This is a genomic window from Labrys okinawensis, assembly GCF_047345005.1.
Classification (GTDB): domain Bacteria; phylum Pseudomonadota; class Alphaproteobacteria; order Rhizobiales; family Labraceae; genus Labrys; species Labrys okinawensis.
In genome coordinates, this window is the sequence record NZ_CP178864.1 from 3,495,912 (window position 1) to 3,515,741 (window position 19,830).

Here is a 19,830-nt window from a genome sequence, read left to right on the forward strand (position 1 = left end):
TGAGCGCGACGGATACCATTGGGCCCGAAACAGGAGCAGCCTCATGACCGCAATCAGCGACATCATCGCGCGCGAAATTCTCGACAGCCGCGGCAATCCCACGGTTGAGGTTGATGTCTTGCTGGAAGACGGCTCCACGGGCCGGGCTGCGGTTCCCTCGGGTGCCTCGACGGGTGCGCATGAGGCGGTCGAATTGCGCGATGGCGGCAAGCGCTATGGCGGCAAAGGCGTCGAGAAGGCGGTGGAAGCCGTCAACGGCGAGATCTACGAGGCGCTCGGCGGTCTCGACGCTGAAGACCAGATCCAGATCGACCAGACCATGATCGATCTCGACGGCACCAAGAATAAGTCGCGTCTGGGCGCCAACGCCATCCTCGGCGTCTCCCTCGCCGTAGCCAAGGCCGCCGCTCAGTCGGCTGGGTTGCCCCTGTGGCGCTATGTCGGCGGCCCTTCTGCCCGCACCCTGCCCGTGCCGATGATGAACATCGTTAATGGCGGCGTGCATGCCGACAATCCGATAGACTTCCAGGAATTCATGGTGATGCCGGTTGGCGCACCGACTTTCGCCGAAGGCCTGCGCATGGGGGCCGAAATCTTCCACACGCTGAAAGGCGCGTTGAAGAGTGCCGGCCACAACACCAATGTCGGCGACGAAGGTGGCTTTGCCCCGAACCTGCCCTCGGCCAAGGCTGCGCTGGACTTCGTGATGACCGCCATCGAGAAGGCCGGCTACAGGCCCGGCGATGACGTGATGCTTGCTCTCGACTGCGCCGCCACCGAGTTCTTCAAGGACGGAGTCTATGACTATTCGGGTGAGGGCGTGAAGCGCTCGATTGCCGAACAGGCCGACTATCTGGCCTCCCTCGCCAAGGATTACCCGATCGTCTCCATCGAGGACGGCCTGTCCGAGGATGATTTCGAAGGATGGAAGCTCCTCACCGACAAGATCGGCAACAAGGTGCAGCTGGTGGGCGACGACCTCTTCGTCACCAACACCGAGCGTTTGTCGATGGGCATCAAGAAGGGCATGGCGAATGCCATCCTCGTCAAGGTCAACCAAATCGGCACGCTTACCGAGACGCTTGCCGCCGTCGAGATGGCTCACAAGGCCGGCTACCGCGCAGTAATGTCGCACCGCTCGGGTGAGACCGAGGATTCGACTATTGCGGATCTCGCCGTCGCCACCAATTGCGGGCAGATCAAGACCGGCTCGCTTGCCCGTTCCGACCGTACGGCCAAGTACAACCAGCTCCTGCGCATCGAGGAAGCCCTCGGTACTCAATCGCTGTATGGCGGCCGCGCGGCCCTCAAGGCGCTCGCCTGATCGCTCGAATAGTCTATTGAGCTATGCAAATGCCGGGATGCACTTCGCCTCCCGGCATTTTTGTGCTCCGATTTTGCATGGCGGGCCTGACGCGGCAGCATAGTAGAGGGAAAAAGTGGTCGGTTTTTGCGATGCAGCATGACCCATAAACACAAAATCAACCATCGCAGGCTAGCGTGCGGACATGGTCATTCGCACACGTATCCGGGCAATCCTCAACCAGCTGGCGCTCTTCCTGGGAACCGCTGCTGCCATCGCCTATTTCTCCTACCAGGCGTTCAATGGCGACCACGGCATCCAGGCACAGCACCAATTTGACAAGCAGAGGCAGGATTTGACCAACGAGCTCGCCCAATTGCAGGACGAGCATCAGGCGCTGGAGCGCCGCGTGAACCTGCTCAAGGCACGGACGATCGACCCGGACATGCTCGAGGAAAAATCGCGCGAACTCCTTGGTCTCGTCGACCCCAATGACGTCGTAGTGTTGCTGGGCAAGTAGGCTTGGCTTTTCGCTTATTGCGTCTCCCTCTGCAGTAAATCGATTTTCGTTTCCCGTTGCCTTCTTTAGCCGGAAACACTGCAACGATTTTGTGTCGTGTGATAACCGGATTTCGGTTCATTATGAAATAAACCGAAATTTAGTTGATTGCCAATTTCGCTGTACGTTCAATATGTTGCACTGCAGCATTCGGGCCTGCCTCTCGCTTTTTGACTAGGGATGCGCTAGCTGTTCCCCAAGCTAAGCCATCAATATTCGGAGGGTCCATGGCCGCTACAGCCGCGAAGGCCGTTGCTACTGCTAGCAAAGCTTCCAAACCTGCCGCCCGATCGGGCAAGACAGGGGGAGCGAGCAAGGTGACATCGTCATTCTCCCATGCGCAGGAATTGCAGGCCTACCGGGAGATGCTGCTGATCCGCCGCTTCGAGGAAAAAGCGGGCCAGATGTATGGCATGGGCCTGATCGGTGGTTTCTGCCACCTCTATATCGGCCAGGAAGCGGTGGTCGTCGGTATGCAGGCGGCCACCCGCGAGGGCGACCAGGTCATCACCGGTTATCGCGACCATGGCCATATGATCGCAGCCGGCATGGCCGCGCGCGGCGTGATGGCCGAGCTGACGGGACGCCGTGGCGGCTATTCGCACGGCAAGGGCGGCTCGATGCACATGTTCTCGGTCGAGAAGGCCTTCTATGGCGGCCACGGCATCGTCGGCGCCCAGGTCTCGCTCGGCACGGGCCTCGCCTTCGCCAATGCCTATCGCAGCGACGGCAAGGTGAGCCTCACCTATTTCGGCGACGGCGCGGCCAACCAAGGCCAGGTCTATGAGAGCTTCAACATGGCAGCCCTGTGGAAGCTGCCGGTGGTCTATGTCATCGAGAACAACAAATATGCCATGGGCACTTCGGTGAACCGCGCCTCCGCGCAGACCGACTTCTCGCGCCGTGGCGTCTCCTTCAACATTCCCGGCGAACAGGTCGACGGCATGGATGTGCGCGCCGTCTACGCCGCCGCCCAGAAGGCGATCGAGCATGCCCGTTCCGGCAAGGGGCCTTACATCCTGGAAATGCTGACATACCGCTATCGCGGCCATTCGATGTCCGACCCGGCGAAGTACCGCTCGAAGGACGAGGTACAGAAGATGCGTACCGAGCACGATCCGATCGAGCAGAGCCGCGCACGTCTGCTCGGCGAGCACGGCGTATCGGAAGATGAGCTGAAGAAAATCGATTCCGATATCCGCGATATCGTCAACGAGGCCGCCGATTTCGCCACCAATGATGCCGAGCCCGATCCCGCGGAACTGTGGACCGACATCCTGAAATGACGATCAGGACGTATCCTTCATGTTCCTTTCGCTCGCAAAAGTTACTCTCCAGAATTCGAGGCACCCATGCCTGATATCCTGATGCCCGCTCTCTCGCCGACCATGGAGCAGGGCAAGCTTTCCAAATGGCTGAAAAAAGAAGGCGACACCATCAAGTCCGGTGACGTGATCGCCGAGATCGAAACCGACAAGGCGACGATGGAAGTCGAAGCCATTGACGAGGGCGTGCTCAGCCAGATCCTGGTGCCCGAGGGAACCGATAACGTCGCCGTCAACACGAAGATCGCCTTCATCCAGGGCGAAGGTGAATCGGCTCCCGCGCCTGCCGCCGCCGCTCCGGCTCATGCGGCCGCGCCAGCGCCTGCCACGGCGGCGCCAGCCCCTGCCGCCCCGGCGGTGACACAGTCGGCCCCCGCGCCCGTTGAGGCGCATGATGCTTCAGGCGAGATTCCGGCTGGCACCGAATTCGTCACCCAGACGGTTCGCGAAGCCCTGCGCGATGCCATGGCTGAGGAAATGCGCCTCGACGGCAACGTTTTCGTCATCGGCGAGGAAGTCGCCGAGTACCAGGGCGCCTACAAGATCACCCAGGGCCTCCTGCAGGAGTTCGGTCCGCGCCGGGTGGTGGATACCCCGATCACCGAGCACGGCTTCGCCGGCGTCGCGGTGGGTGCGGCGATGACGGGCCTGCGCCCGGTGGTCGAGTTCATGACCTTCAACTTCGCCATGCAGGCGATCGACCATATCATCAACTCCGCAGCAAAGACGCTCTACATGTCCGGCGGCCAGATGGGCTGCCCGATCGTATTCCGTGGCCCCAATGGTGCCGCCGCCCGCGTGGCTGCCCAGCATAGCCAGGACTACGGTTCCTGGTATTCGCATGTGCCTGGCCTCAAGGTTGTCGCTCCGCATTCGGCGGCCGACTACAAGGGCCTGCTCAAGGCGGCCATTCGCGATCCCAATCCGGTGGTGTTCCTCGAGAACGAGATTCTCTACGGCCATAGCGGGCCGGTGCCCAAGCTCGACGATTTCATCGTGCCGATCGGCAAGGCCAAGGTGGTCAAGCCGGGCAAGGACGTTACGCTGGTCGCCTGGTCGATCGGCATGACCTATGTGCTCAAGGCCGCCGAGGCCCTGGCGAGCGAGGGCATCGACGCCGAGGTCATCGATATGCGCTCCTTGCGCCCGCTCGACACCGCCACCGTGATTGCTTCGGTACAGAAGACGGCGCGCTGCGTGGTGGTGGAGGAAGGCTGGCAGCAGTCTGGTGTCGGCTCCGAGATCGCCGCTCGTGTCAACGAACAGGCCTTCGACTATCTCGATGCGCCGGTCGCCCGCGTGTCGGGCAAGGATGTGCCGATGCCTTACGCGGCCAACCTCGAAAAGCTGGCCCTGCCGAACGTGGCTGATGTCGTCGGGGCGGCCAAGGCCGTCCTCTATCGCTGAGGAGCACCCCGATGCCCGTAAATGTTCTGATGCCTGCCCTGTCTCCCACCATGGAGAAGGGCAATCTTGCCAAATGGCTCAAGAAGGAAGGCGACTCCATCAAGTCCGGTGACGTTCTGGCCGAGATCGAGACCGACAAGGCAACGATGGAAGTCGAAGCGATCGACGAGGGCGTGCTGGCCAAGATCGTCGTGCCTGAGGGCACAGCCGATGTGCCGGTGAACGACCTCATCGCCATCATCGCCAGCGAGGGCGAGGATGCCAAGGCGGTGGCTTCCGGCGGCGGCGCACCTGCGCCCAAGGCTGCGCCTCCTGCTTTGGCTGCGCCCGCGCCTGCTGCTCCTGCTGCTCCTACTGCTACAGCGGTTCCGGCGACGGCGCCAGCGGCAGCTCAGGCTGGTTCGCGGATATTCGCTTCGCCGCTTGCCAAGCGCATCGCCAAGGATGCCGGTCTCGATCTTGCCGCCATCGCAGGCTCCGGCCCGCATGGCCGCATCATCGAGAAGGATGTGCAGGCGGCCATAGCCGGTGGCGGCACCAGGTCAGCGGCTCCTGCCGCGGCGCCGCCGGCTGCCGAGGCACCGAAACCCGCCGCCGCCCCAGCCTCGGCTCCCGCCGGCGCTTCGGACGAGGCGACCAAGAAGCTCTTTGCGGCCGGCTCCTATGAGGAGATTCCCCATGACGGCATGCGCAAGACCATTGCGCGTCGTCTCACGGAGGCCAAGTCCACCATCCCGCATTTCTATCTCACGGCGGAAGTGGAGATCGATGCGCTGCTGGCCCTGCGCGAGCAGATCAACCACGGTGCGCCGCTGACCAAGGAGGGCAAGCCCTCCTTCAAGATCTCGGTCAACGACATGGTGATCAAGGCTTACGCGCTCGCCCTCAAGGCCGTGCCGGAGGCCAACGTCTCCTGGACCGACGGCGCCATGCTCAAGCACAAGAATGCTGACGTCGGCGTGGCGGTCTCGATCCCCGGCGGCCTGATCACGCCGATCATCCGCAACGCGGAAAGCAAGACGCTCTCGGCCATCTCCGGCGAGATGAAGGACCTTGCTGCCCGTGCAAAGAACCGCAAGCTGAAGCCGGAAGAATATCAGGGCGGCACCGGTTCGGTATCCAATCTCGGCATGTTCGGCGTGAAGTCGTTCTCGGCCATCGTCAACCCGCCGCACGCCTCGATCCTGGCCGTCGGCGCCGGCATCAAGCAGCCGGTGGTGCATGGCGGTGAGATCAAGGTTGCCACGGTGATGTCGCTGACGCTCTCCACCGACCACCGCGCGGTGGATGGCGCGCTCGGCGCCGAGCTGATGCAGGCGATCAGGGGCTACATCGAGAAGCCAATGAGCATGCTGGTGTGACGGGCGCGGCGGTCCTATCTATAGGTCAATAGCTTTCCCCTCATTTTGTGCCCCTTCCGCCATGCGGAGGGGCGTGCCCCATGCAGCTCCCGTCAGGAGACGTTTCATGAGTTCCTACGACGTCATCATCATCGGCTCCGGTCCCGGCGGTTACGTCACCGCCATCCGCTCGGCGCAGCTCGGCCTGAAGACGGCCGTGGTCGAGCGCGAGCATCTGGGCGGCATCTGCCTCAACTGGGGCTGCATTCCCACCAAGGCTCTGCTGCGCTCAGCCGAGGTGTTGCACAATTCCCAGCACGCAAAGGACTACGGCCTGACGCTAAACGGCACGATCACGCCCGATGTCGGCGCGGTGGTGAAGCGTTCGCGCGGCGTTTCCACCCAGCTCGCCACCGGTGTCGGCTTCCTTCTGAAGAAGAACAAGGTCGACGTGATCTGGGGCGAGGCCGAGATCACCAAGCCGGGCGAGATCGCGGTGAAGGCTTCCACCAAATCGGTTCAAGGCCCCGCCATTCCCGCTCCCAAAGGCGCGCTCGGCCCCGGCACCTACCAGGCCAGGAACATCATCGTGGCCACCGGTGCCCGCCCGCGAGTGTTGCCCGGCCTTGAGCCGGACAAGAAGCTGATCTGGACTTATTTCGACGCCATGGTCCCCCAGGATATGCCGAAATCGCTGATCGTGGTCGGCTCCGGCGCCATCGGCATCGAGTTCGCCTCCTTCTACCGCACGCTCGGCGCGGAGGTTACCGTGGTCGAGGTGCTGCCGCAGATCCTGCCGGTGGAGGACGAGGAGATCGCCGCCCACGCCCGCAAGCGTTTCGAGAAGGCCGGCATCAAGATCCTTTCGGGTGCCAAGGTGACCAAGGTCGAGAAATCAGCCAACTCGGTCAAAGTCACGGTCGAGACCGGCGATGGCAAGGGCCAGGTGATCGAGGCCGATCGCATGATCTCGGCTGTCGGTGTGGTCGGCAACATCGAGAATCTCGGCCTCGAGAAGCTCGGCGTGAAGACTGATCGCGGCTGCGTCGTCATTGACGGCTTCGGCAAGACCAATGTGCCCGGCATCTTTGCCATTGGCGACGTCGCGGGACCGCCAATGCTCGCTCACAAGGCCGAGCATGAGGGCGTGGTCTGCGTAGAGGCGATCGCCGGCAAGCATCCACATGCCTTTGAGAAGGACAAGATCCCCGGCTGCACCTATTGCACGCCGCAGATCGCCAGTGTCGGCCTTACCGAGAAGAAGGCCAAGGATGCCGGCTACACCGTCAAGGTCGGCCGGTTCCCCTTCATCGGCAACGGCAAGGCCATCGCGCTAGGCGAGCCGGAAGGCCTGGTCAAGACGGTGTTCGACGCCAAGACGGGCAAGCTGCTCGGCGCGCATATGGTGGGCGCCGAGGTCACCGAGCTCATCCAGGGCTTCGTCATCGCCATGAATTTGGAGACGACCGAGGAAGATCTCATGCATGCGGTATTCCCACATCCGACCCTGTCGGAGATGATGCATGAGAGCGTACTGGACGCCTACGGTCGCGTTATCCATATGTAATCTGTTTTCGTCCTGCCCGGGCCGTGTGGCCGGGGCGAGCGACCTGAAAGGCATGCCATGGCCGTCGTGCTTGACCTCCTGAACAATGACAGCCGCCCGCGGCATCCCGAAAAGGCGCACCGCCCGGACCAGCCGATGCTGCGTAAGCCGGACTGGATCCGCGTCAAGGCGCCGGGTTCGCCCGGCTGGCGGGATACGCAGGCTATCGTCAAGGAGAACAATCTCGTCACCGTCTGCGAGGAGGCGGGCTGCCCCAATATCGGCGAATGCTGGGACAAGAAGCACGCCACATTCATGATCATGGGCGACACCTGCACGCGGGCCTGCGCCTTCTGCAATGTGAAGACCGGTATGCCCGGGTCGCTTGACCCCAACGAGCCCGAGCATACCGGCATCGCGGTGGCCAAGCTCGGCCTCAGCCATGTGGTGATCACCTCCGTCGACCGCGACGATCTGGCGGATGGCGGGGCCGAGCATTTCGCGCAGGTGATCAGGGCTATCCGCCGCCACTCGCCCGGCACTACCATCGAAGTGCTGACTCCCGACTTCCTGCGCAAGGAAGGGGCGCTGGAGGTCGTAGTTGCCGCCAAGCCTGACGTGTTCAACCACAATATGGAAACGGTGGCCTCGAACTACCTCACGGTGCGCCCCGGCGCCCGTTATTTCCATTCGATGCGCCTGCTGCAGCGCGTGAAGGAGCTCGACCCGTCGATCTTCACCAAGTCAGGCATCATGGTCGGCCTCGGCGAGAAGCGGAACGAGGTGCTGCAGCTCATGGACGATCTGCGCTCGGCCCATGTCGACTTCATCACCATCGGCCAATATCTCGCGCCCTCGCGCAAGCATCATCCCGTGGTGGCGTATGTCACGCCCGACGAGTTCAAGAGCTACGAGACGGTAGCCTATACCAAGGGCTTCCTGATGGTGTCCTCCTCGCCGCTGACGCGCTCCTCGCACCACGCCGGCGATGACTTCGCCAAGCTGAAGGCAAACCGGGCGGCCAAGCTCGGCCGAGCATGAAATTCGCCGTGGTTTATCGGATCTGGACGCCAACCTAGACAGGACTCGGCAAATACTGAATAATTGCCACGCGAGCATTAAGTGCGAGAGGTGGCAATGACGGCCTTGTCCAGGGTTCCCGAACTGATCGACAGCAAGGCCATCAAGCCTCTGGTCGAGGCGCAGGCCTTGCGCGGCGCCATTATTCTCGGCCAACCCGGCGGCTGGGCCGTCGTCATCCGATACGGCAGTGCCGAACGGGCGATTGCCGCCCAGAAGTCGCGCCGGATGCGGCTGTGGCGGCATGTCGACACCGCGGTGAGCTTCATCCGTGAGGAACTGCGTATGGATCGCTTCGAGGTCGATGCCGCCGAGTACGACGCCCACGCGAACGAGATCAAGCGCCCGGACCAGGCCGAGCGCCTGCGCAAGCAGCGCGAGGCGGCCGATTATCATGCCTGGTTTCGTGCCAAAGTGCAGGAGGGCCTCGATGCGATCGAGCGAGGCGAGATTGTCAGCCACGAGGAAGCAGAGGCGGATTTCGCGCGCATGATGAATGAGACTTGATGCGCCTCATCTGGAGCCGTGAGGCGATTGCTATTCGCCGCGCAATTTTCGACCGAATTTCACCAGATGATTTAGGGGCAGCCAAGCGCGTAGTGAAGCGCCTGCGTGACCGCGCAAATAGTCTGCAAGCTTTGCCCAGACAAGGTCGCCGAGGAAGGGTTCCAGAGACGTTTGAACTCGTAGTGAGCCAGACGCCCTATATCATTGTTTATGCGATCGAGCGGCAGGAGGTGCGCATCCTGACGATCCTGCATCACGCGCAGCAATGGCCCCCCCAAGGAAGCGTGAGGCCCAGCGGCGTTAGTCCCTCAGATCCAGCGTCCAGGTCTGACCGACCAGGTCCTTGCCGAAGGAATGATGCGCCTCCTCATTTTCCAGCCGGAAGCCCTCTGCCTGGTAGATCCGGCGCGCCGCCGTTAGGATATCGTTGGTCCAGAGCGTGAGCGAGGCGTAACCCAACTCCTTCGCGCGTGCGATGCAGGCGTGGACCAGTGTCCGGCCGAGGCCGTGGCCGCGTGCAAAGGGTTCGACATAAAGCAGGCGAAGTTTCGCTGTTGCGGGATTCTCGCTCTTCATCAGGAAGATCGAGCCAGCGATGCGGCCATCGAGTTCGGCAACCCAGGCGTCCTCGCGGCTGGCGTCGAACTCGGCGACAAACTTGCCAAGGATGCTGGCTGCCAGCCCCTCATAGGTCCAGTCCCAATCGTATTCCTGATGGTAGAGCTCGGCCTGGCGATGGACGATCCAGCCGATATCGCCTGGCCGTGGCGTGCGCAGGACAGGCTCGCTGTGCGGCCGGACATCGGCGTCGAGCAGCTGCTTGATCTGCCGCATGGCCTCGACCAGCCTGCCTCGGTCCTGTTCGTCGACCTCGGTCAGCAGTCCGTCGAGTTGGGCGATCGTGCCGGCTTCCATCCTGGCGAAGACGGCATGTCCCTCCGGCGTGAGCGAAAGCAGGCTCCGGCGTGCATGGTCGGGATCGGTGCGGGTGACGACAAGATTGGCAGCGCGCAAGCGGGCCACGATCCGGCTCAGATGGGCCTTGTCCATGTCGAGCCGCCGTCCGATATCGGCCGCGGTCTGCTCGCCAGCCTTGGCGACTTCATAGACGATGCGTGCCTCCGGCAGCGGGAGAGGGCTGGCCGGCAGGTTGCGATCCAGCAGCCGGATCTTCTGCGTGTAGAAGCGGTTGAAATCCCGCACATCATCGATGGTGGACATGGGCTCGACACCCGAGTGTTGACTGAGTCAACACTAGATGAAACTGCGCCGTGCTTCAAGCGGATTGCCCGGTTGGCCGGACGATCTTGTCGCAGGGCGCGGAAATGCGCCAAGACACCATTTCCTGTATGGTCCAATGCCTATATGAGGGCGTCGGAGTTCCAAAAATGCCTTCGTTCCGCACCACACGCCGCGTCAAGCATTCGCCGGCCGACATGTTCGACCTCGTCGCCGATGTCGAGAAATACCCGCTCTTTGTGCCGCTGTGTTCGGCCCTGCGGGTGCGCAGCCGCCAGCCCCAGGCCGATGGCCGGCTGGTGATGATTGCCGACATGACGGTAGCCTACAAGCTGATCCGCGAGACCTTCGCCAGCCGCGTGACCATGGACAGGGAGAAGCTGCAGATCCTGGTCGAATATCTCGACGGCCCCTTCAGCCATCTCGAGAACCGCTGGAACTTCAAGGATGGTGGGGCAGGGGGCTGCGTCGTCGAGTTCTTCATCGACTATTCCTTCCGTTCCCGGACCCTTGGCATGCTGATGGGCGCGATGTTCGAAGCCGCCTTCCGACGTTTTGCCGAAGCTTTCGAGAAACGCGCCGATGTCGTCTACGGGCGCAAGGCGATCGGCGCGGCCTAGAGCAAAATGCGTTCGGGTAGCAGCGAATTTTGAAATTAACCTACTAGTATCAAAAGCATTTTGCGATGCTTGGTGATTCGATCTGAAAGTACAACGCTCTAGCCGACGATCTTTATTTCCCCCACTAGGTTCATCAGCAGTTCCAGCGCCTGCTCCACCGAACGCTTGCGGATCTCCGAGCGCGAGAGGTCGCCGAAGCGCCGTTCCACATGAAGGCGCGGGCCCTGCCTGCTCCAGGCCGCGAAGTGTACTAAGCCGACGGGCTTCGTCACGGTTCCGCCGCCGGGGCCGGCGATTCCTGTGGTGGAAACGGCGACATCTGCCCGTGAATGGTTCACCGCGCCTTCCGCCATGGCGAAGGAAACGCTTTCGCTTACCGCGCCATCGCGGGCGATGAGGGCGGGGGAGACGCCCAGCATCTGCGCCTTTGCCTCATTGGAGTAGGTCACGAAGCCACGGTCGACGACATCGGACGAGCCGGGGATCGCGGTGAGAGCGCCGGCGACCAGGCCGCCCGTGCAGGACTCGGCCGTTGCGACGAGCAAGCCCTTGGCCCGGCAGGCGGCCAGAACGTCCCTGGCCTGATCGAAAAAGACATCGTCGTTCATCACTCGCTCCGCTCGCGCCGACCCTTTGGTCTCCGCAGGCTGGCGGGAACAAAGTGCGGCGTCAATGCCAGGGCAGGCGCACAGTGGCTGAAGCCATGGCGGCAATGCCTTCGCGGCGGCCGGTGAAACCCAGTTGTTCCGTCGTCGTCGCCTTCACGCCGACGCGATCGACGGGAATGCCGGCGATCTCGGCAATGCGGGCCCGCATGGCCTCGCGATGCGGCCCGATCTTCGGAGCCTCGCATAACAGTGTGACGTCGAGATGGGCGATGGCGCCGCCGCGCGCCGTTACCAGCGCGACTGCATGGGCGAGGAAGCGGTCGGAGGCGGCGCCCTTCCATTGCGGATCGGAAGGCGGGAAATGAGAGCCGATATCGCCGTCGCCTATCGCCCCGAGAATGGCATCCGTCAGCGCATGCAGGCCGACATCTGCGTCGGAATGGCCTTTCAATGCCCGCTCATGCGGGATCTTCAGGCCGTTGAGCCAGACATGGTCTCCATCGGTGAAGGCGTGCACGTCGAAGCCGGTTCCGGTGCGGACATCGCCGAGGGCTGCCAGCTCGGAGACGAATTGCTCGGCGCGCTGGAAATCGCTTTCGGTCGTCAGTTTCATATTGGTGGTTTCGCCTTCGAAGATGAAAAGAGGATGGCCGGCCCATTCGGCGACAGCGCCATCATCGGTTAGCGTGCCGATCCCGGCAGCTGCGGCGCTGAGATGAGAGACCAGAATCAGGTCGAAGGCAAAGGCCTGCGGCGTCTGCACCGAGCGCAGGCGGGCGCGGTCCGGTGTCGCTGTCACGAAGCCTTCGGCATCGATCTGCTTGATCGTGTCGGTGACGGCCAGCCCCGGAACGGCTGCCTCGTGACGTTGCGCCGCCTCGATCGCGCGGGTGATCAGGTCCGGCGTTGCGAAGGGACGGGCAGCGTCATGCAGCAGTACGATATCGGGCTTCTCGGCCCGCAGCGCCTTCAGGCCGGCAAGGCATGAGGCCTGCCGGGTGCTGCCTCCGGTAACGGAACTGGTAAGCTTGCTGATTCCCTTGGCGCTAGCCTGGAAGAGAGGCTCGTCGCCAAGTCCGATCACCGTGGTGATGCTGTCGATATCGGGATGATGCTCGAACAGGGACAGCGTCCGGGCCAGCACGCTCTGTCCGCCTAGCAGGCGATATTGCTTCGGCAGGGATCCTCCGACACGAGACCCCCGACCGGCTGCGACGATCAAGGCTGCGACACGCAACTTCCCTGTACCATCGATCATCTGAATAACACGGTCATGCTTAGAATTCCCTATCGCCACGCGCGCGGAACTTGTTACACTCATGAACGAAGTGGCGAAATGCCTGCGGCGCGTGAAAAACTGCGACCGGGCAGTGTCAAGGTTAGATTTTGGTGGATCGCAGTTTGGAGGCTCAGGCGCCTTGGTCGAATAGTGGTGGAAACGGGCTCGTGCCGCAGTTGCGGCACGGCGAACAATTGCGCCGCCACCATACCTATGCAGCGCTTGATCTTGGGACGAATAATTGCCGTCTGCTGGTTGCTCGCCCTGCTGGCGATGGCTTCCGTGTCATCGACGCCTTTTCGCGCATCGTGCGCCTGGGCGAAGGGCTGGGAGCCAGCGGCAGCCTGCATATAAACGCCATGGGTCGTGCTGTCGACGCGCTTGCCGTCTGTGCACAGAAGATGCGCGATCGTCGCGTCGACCGGGCTCGCCTGATCGCGACCGAGGCCTGTCGCGCCGCCGAAAACGGCCTCGCCTTTGTCGAGCGCGTGCTGCGAGAGACAGGGCTCGACCTCGAAATCGTCGACCGTGAGACGGAGGCGCGTCTGGCGGCGGCTGGCTGCATTCCCCTCATTGATCGGTATCTCGACGGCGTCGTGCTCTTCGATATCGGCGGCGGGTCCTCCGAGGTGGTCTGGCTCGATATCGATGGCAATGATCGCCTGCGCCAGCCCAAGGTACGCGGCTGGACCTCGCTCCCGGTCGGCGTGGTGACCCTGTCGGAACGCCATGGCGGCGTACGGGTGACGCGCGAAAGCTTCGAGAAGATGGTCGACGACGTCTCGACCATGCTGGCGCCCTTCGAGCATCGCCAGGCCATCAGTGCCGGGGTTGGGAGGCTGCATCTTCTCGGCACCTCCGGCACCGTGACCACAATGGCGGGCATCCATCTCGAATTGCCGCGTTATGATCGCCGACGCGTCGATGGACTCTGGATGTCGCGCGGTGAGGTCGACACCGTGCTCGAAAACCTCTTGGACATGACCTATGAGCAGCGCGTCGCCAATGCCTGTATCGGGCCCGAAAGGGCCGACCTGGTGATGGCCGGATGCGCGATATTCGAGGCTATCCGTCGTGCCTTCCCGTGCGAGCGCCTGCGCGTGGCCGATCGGGGCCTGCGCGAGGGCCTGCTGGTGCAGATGATGCAGGAAGATCACGTCTGGCGGCATAATGGCTCGGGTCGTCATCCGTGAGCGGCGGTACAGGCAAGGGCGGCGGGAAGGGCGGCCCGGGTAACGGCAAGAACAGCTCGGGGCGGGGCAGCGGCGCTCGCGAGCTAGGCGTGCGCCTGAAGACGGCGCGCGGGCGCACCCACTCCTCGCAGCTTTGGCTCGAGCGCCAGCTCAACGATCCGTATGTAGCCCGCGCGAAGCGCGAGGGGCGCCGGTCGCGTGCTATCTATAAGCTGATCGAGATCGACGAGAAGGCCAGGCTCCTCAAGCCGGGCCAGCGCGTGCTCGACCTCGGCGCCGCGCCGGGCGGTTGGTCGCAGCTCGCGGCGGAGATCACCGATTCCATCAATGGCCGGGGCAAGGTGGTGGCCATCGACCTCCTGCCGATCGATCCGCTGCCGGGCGTCGATTTCGTACAGATGGACTTCATGGATGATGCCGCGCCCGAGCGCCTGAAGGAGATGCTGGGCGGCCCGGCCGATCTCGTTCTCTCCGACATGGCGGCCAACACAGTCGGCCATCGTGCCACGGACCATCTGCGCATCGTCGCCTTGGTTGAAGCCGCCGCCTACTTCGCCGTCGAGGTGCTCTCGCCAGGCGGCGCCTTCCTGGCCAAGGTGTTCCAGGGCGGCACCGAGGGCGACATTCTCACGCTTCTGAAGCGCGATTTCGCCGTGGTGAAGCATATCAAACCGGCGGCCAGCCGAGCGGGGTCGAGCGAGATCTACGTGCTGGCCACCGGCTTTCGCGGGCGCAAAGACGCGGCATCATCCTGATGTCGATCTTTTGTGGGGTGTCGGAGGATCAGCTCTTTTGTCAGCGATCATGCAGAAATTGCCATCTTTGCAGGTATGAATGGCACCGCATTGTCGAGACATCCGCATGGCTTCCCAATCGATATTGAACCGCCGCTCCCTCCTGGCCGGCGCCGCTGCCTCGTTCCTGCCTTTGGAGGCGCAGGCCGCTCCTTCCGTGCCGCCGCTGATCGCGCGGGATTACGCGAGCGATCGCCAGAGCTTCCGTACGCATATCCTCAAAGCCGGCCCAGCGCCCGACGGCGGCGATCCTCTGACTGAGCCGCCCGACGGCGCGCAGGTGCTGCCCTATCGCTCAGGTTCGCTCGACCTCAAGGCCTGGCGATCGATGCCCGACGCAAAGGGAGGCAAGCGGCCGGCCCTGCTGTTCCTGCATGGCGGCAATGGGCTCGGCACCGGCCATTGGGATCTGACCGGGCCCTATCTCAAAGCGGGCTACATCGTGATGGTGCCGGCCTTCCGGGCTGAGAATGGCCAGAAGGGCGCTTTCTCCGGCTTCTACGACGAGACAAGCGACGTGCTCGCCGCCGGCAGGGTGCTGGCGGCACAGCCCGATGTCGATCCCTCGCGCGTCTTCGTCAGTGGCCACAGCGTCGGCGGTACGCTTACATTGCTGGCCTCCCTGAGCACGAAGCTGTTTCGCGGAGCCTCGTCCTTCTCCGGCAATCCCAGCGCCTATGCCTTCTTCAAGCGCTTTCCGGAGGATATCCGCTTCGATACCTCCGATCCGCGCGAATTCGAGATGCGCTCGGCCGTCTGCTATGCCACCAGTTTCAAATGCCCGCTGTTGATCCAGCACGGCTCGGAGGAAACGCGCTCGACGGACATGTCCGAGCTTACCCTGAGCCGCGCCAGGGCCGCCGGCCTGCCCGTCGAGTATGCGCCTGTGCGCGGCGACCATTTCTCCGCCTTGCCGGAAGAAACCATGCGCAGCCTGGCATTCTTCGCCAAGCTCGGAAGCGGCGTCAGCGGATAAACGGCCTCATGGGACACTACCGCGACTTGGCGCGTGACACGCCTCTTCCCATGCGCCTCTGCTCGCGGGTTGCTGCAAGCTCAGCGACGAGGCTTTCGCGGCCAGGCGCGAATTCTCTCTGGTGAATGATCGCTACTCCGGGATACGGACGAGAAAGCATTCAATGCCCCAGCGTGAATTGGCGGCCCGCAAAGTTCTTTTCCTGCCGTGCTGGAAAGTTCATCGCGAGAAATCAGCGCGTTGATGACTTGATCCCGGCGTCGCGGCATTGCACAAGAGCGCACCTTCATATTCGGACTGACTATGGCTGATCCTCTCAAAATCGGTATCGCGGGCCTCGGCACTGTCGGCGCCTCGACCATTCGCTTGCTCGATCGCCGGGCTAATGCGCTGGCCGCCAATTGCGGCCGTGGCATCGTCGTCACGGCGGTATCGGCCCGCAACCGCGCTCGCGATCGCGGCCTGCCGCTCGAGCGCTACCGCTGGTTCGACAATCCGGTCGAGCTCGCCCGCGATCCCGATGTCGATGTGTTCGTCGAACTGATGGGCGGCGAGGAGGGGGCTGCGCATGAGGCGGTGAAGGCGGCACTCGACGCCGGCAAGCCCGTGGTCACCGCCAACAAGGCGCTGCTCGCCCGCCATGGTGTCGATCTCGCCCGCCGTGCCGAGAAGGCCGGCGTCGCCCTCAATTTCGAGGCGGCGGTCGCCGGCGGCGTACCGATCATCAAGACACTGCGCGAGGCGCTGATCGGCAACAACATCGACCGCGTCTATGGCATCCTGAACGGCACCTGCAACTACATCCTGACCAAGATGGAGGCTGAAGGCCTGTCCTTCGACGACTGCCTGAAGGAGGCGCAGCGCCTGGGCTATGCCGAGGCCGATCCCACCTTCGATATCGGCGGCTTCGACACCGCCCACAAGCTCGCCATCCTGACCAGCCTCGCCTTTGGTACGCAGGTCAATGCCGACGCCATCCATGTCGAGGGCATCGAGCGCATCACCACCGAAGATCTCGTCGCTGCGGACGAACTTGGCTACCGCATCAAGCTGCTCGGCGTCGCCACTCGCACCGAGTCCGGAGTGGAGCAGCGCGTGCATCCGACCATGGTGCCGAAGTCGACGCCGATCGCCCAGGTCAACGGCGTCACCAACGCGGTTGCGATCGATGCCGATGCCGTGCCCGAGTTGACGCTGGTCGGCCCGGGCGCCGGCGGCGAGGCTACGGCTTCCGCGGTGGTCAGTGACATCGCCGACATTGCGCGTGGCCGCGTGCTGGCCGCCTTTGGCAGGAAGAGCGGCGATCTCGAATCCCTGGCCCCGGCCGCCATGCAGGCCCACAAGGGCGGCTATTATGTCCGGCTGTCTGTGGCTGACCGGCCCGGCGCAGCCGCCGGCATCGCCACCCGCATGGCCGAGCGCGGCATTTCGCTGGAATCGATTGTCCAGAAGCATCGCGGCAGCAGGGTCTTCGGGGGCGATGATCCCAGCAAGGTGGCCGGCGCCGTTCCCGTCGTGCTGATCACCTACGCGACGACCGAAGCGGATATTCGCGGCGCCCTCGATGCGATGGTGTCCGACGGCTACATTGTAGAAACCCCACAATTGATCAGGATCGAGCGCGAATAGAGCTCGTCCATCTCAGTAAATCGGAGGAAGCGATGTCGGAGATTATTCACGTCAAGCCAAAGGATGTCATCGAGCGCATCCTCTCCCTCGAACTGGTGCGTGTGACCGAGCGCGCCGCGGTGGCCTCGGCCCTGCTGCGCGGCCGGGGCGACGAGAAGGCGGCCGACAAGGCGGCCGTCGATGCCATGCGGCGCGAACTGAACAAGATGCCGATCGACGGCACCATCGTCATCGGCGAAGGCGAACGCGACGAGGCGCCGATGCTGTTCATCGGCGAGCGTGTCGGCAACGGCCTGGGACCGAAGGTCGATATCGCCGTGGACCCCCTGGAAGGCACGACGCTCTGCGCCAAGGACATGCCGGGCTCCATCGCCGTGATGGCCATGGCCAGTGCCGGCTCGCTCCTGAATGCGCCCGACGTTTACATGGACAAGATCGCCGTCGGCCCGGGCTACTCGGAGGGCGTGGTCGATCTCGACGCCAGCGTCGAGGACAATCTGCACTCCCTCGCCAAGGCCAAGGGCGTCAAGCCGCGAGAGCTGACGGCTCTCGTGCTCGACCGTCCGCGACATGCGCCGATCATCGACGCAATTCGCAAGGTAGGCGCCTCCATCCGCGTCATCACCGATGGCGACGTGGCCGGCGTGATCTTCACGACCAATCCGCTCGACACCGGCATCGACATCTATCTCGGTATCGGCGGCGCGCCGGAAGGCGTGCTGGCGGCCGCTGCGCTGCGCTGCGTCGGCGGCCAGATGCAGGGACGCCTGATCCTCGACACCGAGACCAAGCGCGAGCGCGCGCTCAAGATGGGCGTGACCGATCCCACCAAGAAATACCGCATGGAGGAGCTCGCTTCGGGCGACGTCATCGTGGCCGCCACCGGCGTCACCGACGGCGCTTTGCTGCAGGGCGTGAAGTTCCGCGGACCCGTGATCACCACGGAAACCGTGATCTACCGCTCGCTGAACGGCACCGTGCGCCGGATCCACGGTGAACATCGCCAAATGTCGAAGTTCAATCTCGACTGAGGTGCGCTCCCTGGGATCGCGCGCTTCCAGCCTGCTCTTGCAAGTGCTGCGCGGGCAAGAAGGGGTGCAATTGGTGCGCCGATTTTCTCAGCCACATCGACCAACCGTCGATGTGGCGAGAACGGCATCTTCCGCTATGTCGAGGGCATGCAGGTCCGAAGACCGGCACGCCGATTGCCGCTCAAACCTTGGATGAATCGAGCGGGCAAGAGTCGCGCGATTCCGGCGCCTCCTACAACCTCACTTCCAGGATCAGGTTGAAGGGCGTTTCGGCGGCGCGGCGGAAGCGAGTGAAGCCGGCTTCTTCCGCGACCTTGCGCAGGCGTGCCTCACCGGCCTGGGCGCCGAGCGCAAGGCCGACCTCCTGGTCGAGCGAAGCCGGGGTACAGATCACGGTCGAGGCTGCGTAATAGACGCGCCCAACTGGGTTCAGATTGTCCTCCAGCCTGTCATTGGCGAAAGGCTCCACGAGCATGCAGGTGCCGTCGGGCGCCATCGTGCTGCGGATATGGCGGAGCGCTCCAACCGGATCGCCCATGTCGTGCAGGCAGTCGAAGAAGCAGACGAGGTCATAGCCGCCAGCCGGAACGGTCTTTGCCGTACTCACATCGAAGCTGACGCGATCGGCCATGCCGGCATCCCGTGCCGCCTGGCGGGCATCGTCGATCGAACCTTGATGATAGTCGAAACCGTGGAAACGTGAGTTCGGGAAGGCCTGCGCCATGATCATGGTGGAGACCCCGTGCCCGCAGCCGACATCGGCGACGGCGGCACCGCGCTCCAGCTTCTTCACGACGCCCTCCAGTGCCGGGAGCCATTCCTGGACGAGGTAGTGGCGATAGCTCGTGCGAAAGAAGCGCGCCGTGCCACAGAACAGGCATTTGTTACGCTTGTCCCAGCCGACACCCTTGCCGCTCTTGAAAGCATCGGAGATGAGAGGCTCGTCGCGCATGGTCGCCGCCACGAGATCGCCGACGGCGCCCAGGAAGACGGGGCTGTCATCGTCGGCGAACACGGCCGCCTGCTCCGGCTCCATCGAGAATTTGCCGCTGGCCGTATCGTAGACGATGTAGCCGGATGCTGCCTGGGCTGAAAGCCATTCGCGGACATAGCGCTCGGCTGTCCCGGTCTTCCCGGCGAGCTCAGAGGAGGTCATCGGGCCACCTTCGGCGAGCGCCTTGAAGAGACCCAGCCTGTCGCCGATGAGCAGCAAGGAGGCGTTCATCGCAGCGCCGACATCATTGAGCATCTTGCCCATGAAGGCGTTCAGCTTGTCTGGATCTATCGTCTGCATCTGTACGTTCATCGTCCAATCCTCGTCTCGATTTGTTTTGGCAGAACGAGCACTTGCCGGTTCGACACTCCAAACGCACTGATGCTTTCCCGCCCCCGCA

Annotated in this window: 18 protein-coding genes and 1 pseudogene; 15 read left to right on the forward strand and 4 right to left on the reverse strand. The window is 63.3% G+C overall.

Annotation, left to right across the window (positions count from 1 at the left end; genetic code table 11):
* The first annotated feature begins 43 nt into the window (after nucleotides 1-43).
* The 9 genes and pseudogenes from eno to ACMDCR_RS16400 all read left to right on the forward strand — a co-directional run.
* A complete protein-coding gene (gene eno / locus ACMDCR_RS16360; protein ID WP_413993517.1) occupies nucleotides 44-1,324 on the forward strand; it encodes a phosphopyruvate hydratase in 1,281 nt (426 codons plus the stop codon).
* A gap of 184 nt (nucleotides 1,325-1,508) precedes the next feature.
* A complete protein-coding gene (locus ACMDCR_RS16365) occupies nucleotides 1,509-1,823 on the forward strand; it encodes an FtsB family cell division protein (protein WP_413993518.1) in 315 nt (104 codons plus the stop codon).
* A 404-nt stretch (nucleotides 1,824-2,227) separates the two neighbouring features.
* On the forward strand, nucleotides 2,228-3,148 hold the full coding sequence (pdhA, locus tag ACMDCR_RS16370) for a pyruvate dehydrogenase (acetyl-transferring) E1 component subunit alpha (protein ID WP_413993643.1): 921 nt from the start codon (nucleotides 2,228-2,230) through the stop codon (nucleotides 3,146-3,148).
* A gap of 66 nt (nucleotides 3,149-3,214) precedes the next feature.
* On the forward strand, nucleotides 3,215-4,594 hold the full coding sequence (locus ACMDCR_RS16375; protein ID WP_413993519.1) for a pyruvate dehydrogenase complex E1 component subunit beta: 1,380 nt from the start codon (nucleotides 3,215-3,217) through the stop codon (nucleotides 4,592-4,594).
* An 11-nt stretch (nucleotides 4,595-4,605) separates the two neighbouring features.
* Nucleotides 4,606-5,955 carry a pyruvate dehydrogenase complex dihydrolipoamide acetyltransferase gene (locus ACMDCR_RS16380; RefSeq protein WP_413993520.1) on the forward strand — a complete coding sequence of 450 codons (1,350 nt, stop codon included), beginning with the start codon at nucleotides 4,606-4,608 and terminating at the stop codon, nucleotides 5,953-5,955.
* Nucleotides 5,956-6,061: 106 nt separating this feature from the next.
* Nucleotides 6,062-7,501, forward strand: a complete 1,440-nt coding sequence (gene lpdA, locus ACMDCR_RS16385; RefSeq protein WP_413993521.1) for a dihydrolipoyl dehydrogenase — start codon at nucleotides 6,062-6,064, stop codon at nucleotides 7,499-7,501.
* A 57-nt stretch (nucleotides 7,502-7,558) separates the two neighbouring features.
* The gene (gene lipA, locus ACMDCR_RS16390; protein ID WP_413993522.1) at nucleotides 7,559-8,521 is read left to right on the forward strand and encodes a lipoyl synthase; all 963 of its coding nucleotides are present in this window, start codon (nucleotides 7,559-7,561) and stop codon (nucleotides 8,519-8,521) included.
* 96 nt (nucleotides 8,522-8,617) lie between these two features.
* A complete protein-coding gene (locus ACMDCR_RS16395; RefSeq protein WP_413993523.1) occupies nucleotides 8,618-9,067 on the forward strand; it encodes a hypothetical protein in 450 nt (149 codons plus the stop codon).
* Nucleotides 9,067-9,276: pseudogene (locus tag ACMDCR_RS16400) on the forward strand (type II toxin-antitoxin system RelE/ParE family toxin); the annotation flags it as partial. The gene ACMDCR_RS16395 and the pseudogene ACMDCR_RS16400, both read left to right, overlap by 1 nt.
* Nucleotides 9,277-9,367: 91 nt before the next feature.
* On the opposite strand, the gene ACMDCR_RS16405 reads toward ACMDCR_RS16400, so the two are convergent.
* Complete coding sequence (locus tag ACMDCR_RS16405) at nucleotides 9,368-10,288, reverse strand: GNAT family N-acetyltransferase (protein ID WP_413993524.1); 921 nt, start codon at nucleotides 10,286-10,288, stop codon at nucleotides 9,368-9,370.
* Nucleotides 10,289-10,455: 167 nt separating this feature from the next.
* Here ACMDCR_RS16405 and ACMDCR_RS16410 point away from each other — a divergent pair, with 167 nt between their 5' ends.
* Nucleotides 10,456-10,926, forward strand: a complete 471-nt coding sequence (locus tag ACMDCR_RS16410; RefSeq protein ID WP_413993525.1) for a type II toxin-antitoxin system RatA family toxin — start codon at nucleotides 10,456-10,458, stop codon at nucleotides 10,924-10,926.
* Between the two features lie 98 nt (nucleotides 10,927-11,024).
* Here the strand turns inward: ACMDCR_RS16410 and ACMDCR_RS16415 are convergent, their stop codons facing one another.
* Both ACMDCR_RS16415 and ACMDCR_RS16420 read right to left on the reverse strand, forming a co-directional pair.
* Nucleotides 11,025-11,534 carry a CinA family protein gene (locus ACMDCR_RS16415; protein ID WP_413993526.1) on the reverse strand — a complete coding sequence of 170 codons (510 nt, stop codon included), beginning with the start codon at nucleotides 11,532-11,534 and terminating at the stop codon, nucleotides 11,025-11,027.
* A 61-nt stretch (nucleotides 11,535-11,595) separates the two neighbouring features.
* Entirely contained in the window at nucleotides 11,596-12,792 is a 1,197-nt protein-coding gene (locus ACMDCR_RS16420) for a bifunctional 2-C-methyl-D-erythritol 4-phosphate cytidylyltransferase/2-C-methyl-D-erythritol 2,4-cyclodiphosphate synthase (protein WP_413993527.1), read from the reverse strand.
* A gap of 188 nt (nucleotides 12,793-12,980) precedes the next feature.
* Here ACMDCR_RS16420 and ACMDCR_RS16425 point away from each other — a divergent pair, with 188 nt between their 5' ends.
* From ACMDCR_RS16425 to glpX, 5 genes are all read left to right on the forward strand, one after another.
* Nucleotides 12,981-14,006, forward strand: a complete 1,026-nt coding sequence (locus tag ACMDCR_RS16425; protein ID WP_413993528.1) for a Ppx/GppA phosphatase family protein — start codon at nucleotides 12,981-12,983, stop codon at nucleotides 14,004-14,006.
* Between the two features lie 89 nt (nucleotides 14,007-14,095).
* Entirely contained in the window at nucleotides 14,096-14,761 is a 666-nt protein-coding gene (locus ACMDCR_RS16430; RefSeq protein WP_413993644.1) for an RlmE family RNA methyltransferase, read from the forward strand.
* A 106-nt stretch (nucleotides 14,762-14,867) separates the two neighbouring features.
* On the forward strand, nucleotides 14,868-15,776 hold the full coding sequence (locus ACMDCR_RS16435) for an alpha/beta hydrolase family protein (protein WP_413993529.1): 909 nt from the start codon (nucleotides 14,868-14,870) through the stop codon (nucleotides 15,774-15,776).
* Nucleotides 15,777-16,079: 303 nt separating this feature from the next.
* On the forward strand, nucleotides 16,080-17,405 hold the full coding sequence (locus tag ACMDCR_RS16440) for a homoserine dehydrogenase (protein ID WP_413987639.1): 1,326 nt from the start codon (nucleotides 16,080-16,082) through the stop codon (nucleotides 17,403-17,405).
* Between the two features lie 32 nt (nucleotides 17,406-17,437).
* The gene (glpX, locus tag ACMDCR_RS16445; protein WP_413987640.1) at nucleotides 17,438-18,436 is read left to right on the forward strand and encodes a class II fructose-bisphosphatase; all 999 of its coding nucleotides are present in this window, start codon (nucleotides 17,438-17,440) and stop codon (nucleotides 18,434-18,436) included.
* Nucleotides 18,437-18,668: 232 nt separating this feature from the next.
* Here glpX and ACMDCR_RS16450 read toward each other — a convergent pair whose 3' ends face one another.
* Nucleotides 18,669-19,730 (reverse strand): class I SAM-dependent methyltransferase, encoded by a 1,062-nt coding sequence (locus ACMDCR_RS16450; RefSeq protein ID WP_413993645.1) that lies wholly within the window; start codon nucleotides 19,728-19,730, stop codon nucleotides 18,669-18,671.
* Nucleotides 19,731-19,830 lie beyond the last annotated feature (100 nt).

What these genes read in the sequence shown, in the direction of transcription:
- ACMDCR_RS16405 (WP_413993524.1), bottom strand. Translation starts at nt 10,288, where the DNA reads ATGTCCACCATCGATGATGTGCGGGATTTCAACCGCTTCTACACGCAG.
- ACMDCR_RS16435 (WP_413993529.1), top strand. Translation starts at nt 14,868, where the DNA reads ATGGCTTCCCAATCGATATTGAACCGCCGCTCCCTCCTGGCCGGCGCC.
- ACMDCR_RS16375 (WP_413993519.1), top strand. Translation starts at nt 3,215, where the DNA reads ATGCCTGATATCCTGATGCCCGCTCTCTCGCCGACCATGGAGCAGGGC.
- ACMDCR_RS16415 (WP_413993526.1), bottom strand. Translation starts at nt 11,534, where the DNA reads ATGAACGACGATGTCTTTTTCGATCAGGCCAGGGACGTTCTGGCCGCC.
- lpdA (WP_413993521.1), top strand. Translation starts at nt 6,062, where the DNA reads ATGAGTTCCTACGACGTCATCATCATCGGCTCCGGTCCCGGCGGTTAC.
- ACMDCR_RS16380 (WP_413993520.1), top strand. Translation starts at nt 4,606, where the DNA reads ATGCCCGTAAATGTTCTGATGCCTGCCCTGTCTCCCACCATGGAGAAG.
- pdhA (WP_413993643.1), top strand. Translation starts at nt 2,228, where the DNA reads ATGCTGCTGATCCGCCGCTTCGAGGAAAAAGCGGGCCAGATGTATGGC.
- glpX (WP_413987640.1), top strand. Translation starts at nt 17,438, where the DNA reads ATGTCGGAGATTATTCACGTCAAGCCAAAGGATGTCATCGAGCGCATC.
- ACMDCR_RS16395 (WP_413993523.1), top strand. Translation starts at nt 8,618, where the DNA reads ATGACGGCCTTGTCCAGGGTTCCCGAACTGATCGACAGCAAGGCCATC.
- eno (WP_413993517.1), top strand. Translation starts at nt 44, where the DNA reads ATGACCGCAATCAGCGACATCATCGCGCGCGAAATTCTCGACAGCCGC.
- ACMDCR_RS16450 (WP_413993645.1), bottom strand. Translation starts at nt 19,730, where the DNA reads ATGCAGACGATAGATCCAGACAAGCTGAACGCCTTCATGGGCAAGATG.
- ACMDCR_RS16410 (WP_413993525.1), top strand. Translation starts at nt 10,456, where the DNA reads ATGCCTTCGTTCCGCACCACACGCCGCGTCAAGCATTCGCCGGCCGAC.
- ACMDCR_RS16365 (WP_413993518.1), top strand. Translation starts at nt 1,509, where the DNA reads ATGGTCATTCGCACACGTATCCGGGCAATCCTCAACCAGCTGGCGCTC.
- lipA (WP_413993522.1), top strand. Translation starts at nt 7,559, where the DNA reads ATGGCCGTCGTGCTTGACCTCCTGAACAATGACAGCCGCCCGCGGCAT.
- ACMDCR_RS16420 (WP_413993527.1), bottom strand. Translation starts at nt 12,792, where the DNA reads ATGATCGATGGTACAGGGAAGTTGCGTGTCGCAGCCTTGATCGTCGCA.
- ACMDCR_RS16440 (WP_413987639.1), top strand. Translation starts at nt 16,080, where the DNA reads ATGGCTGATCCTCTCAAAATCGGTATCGCGGGCCTCGGCACTGTCGGC.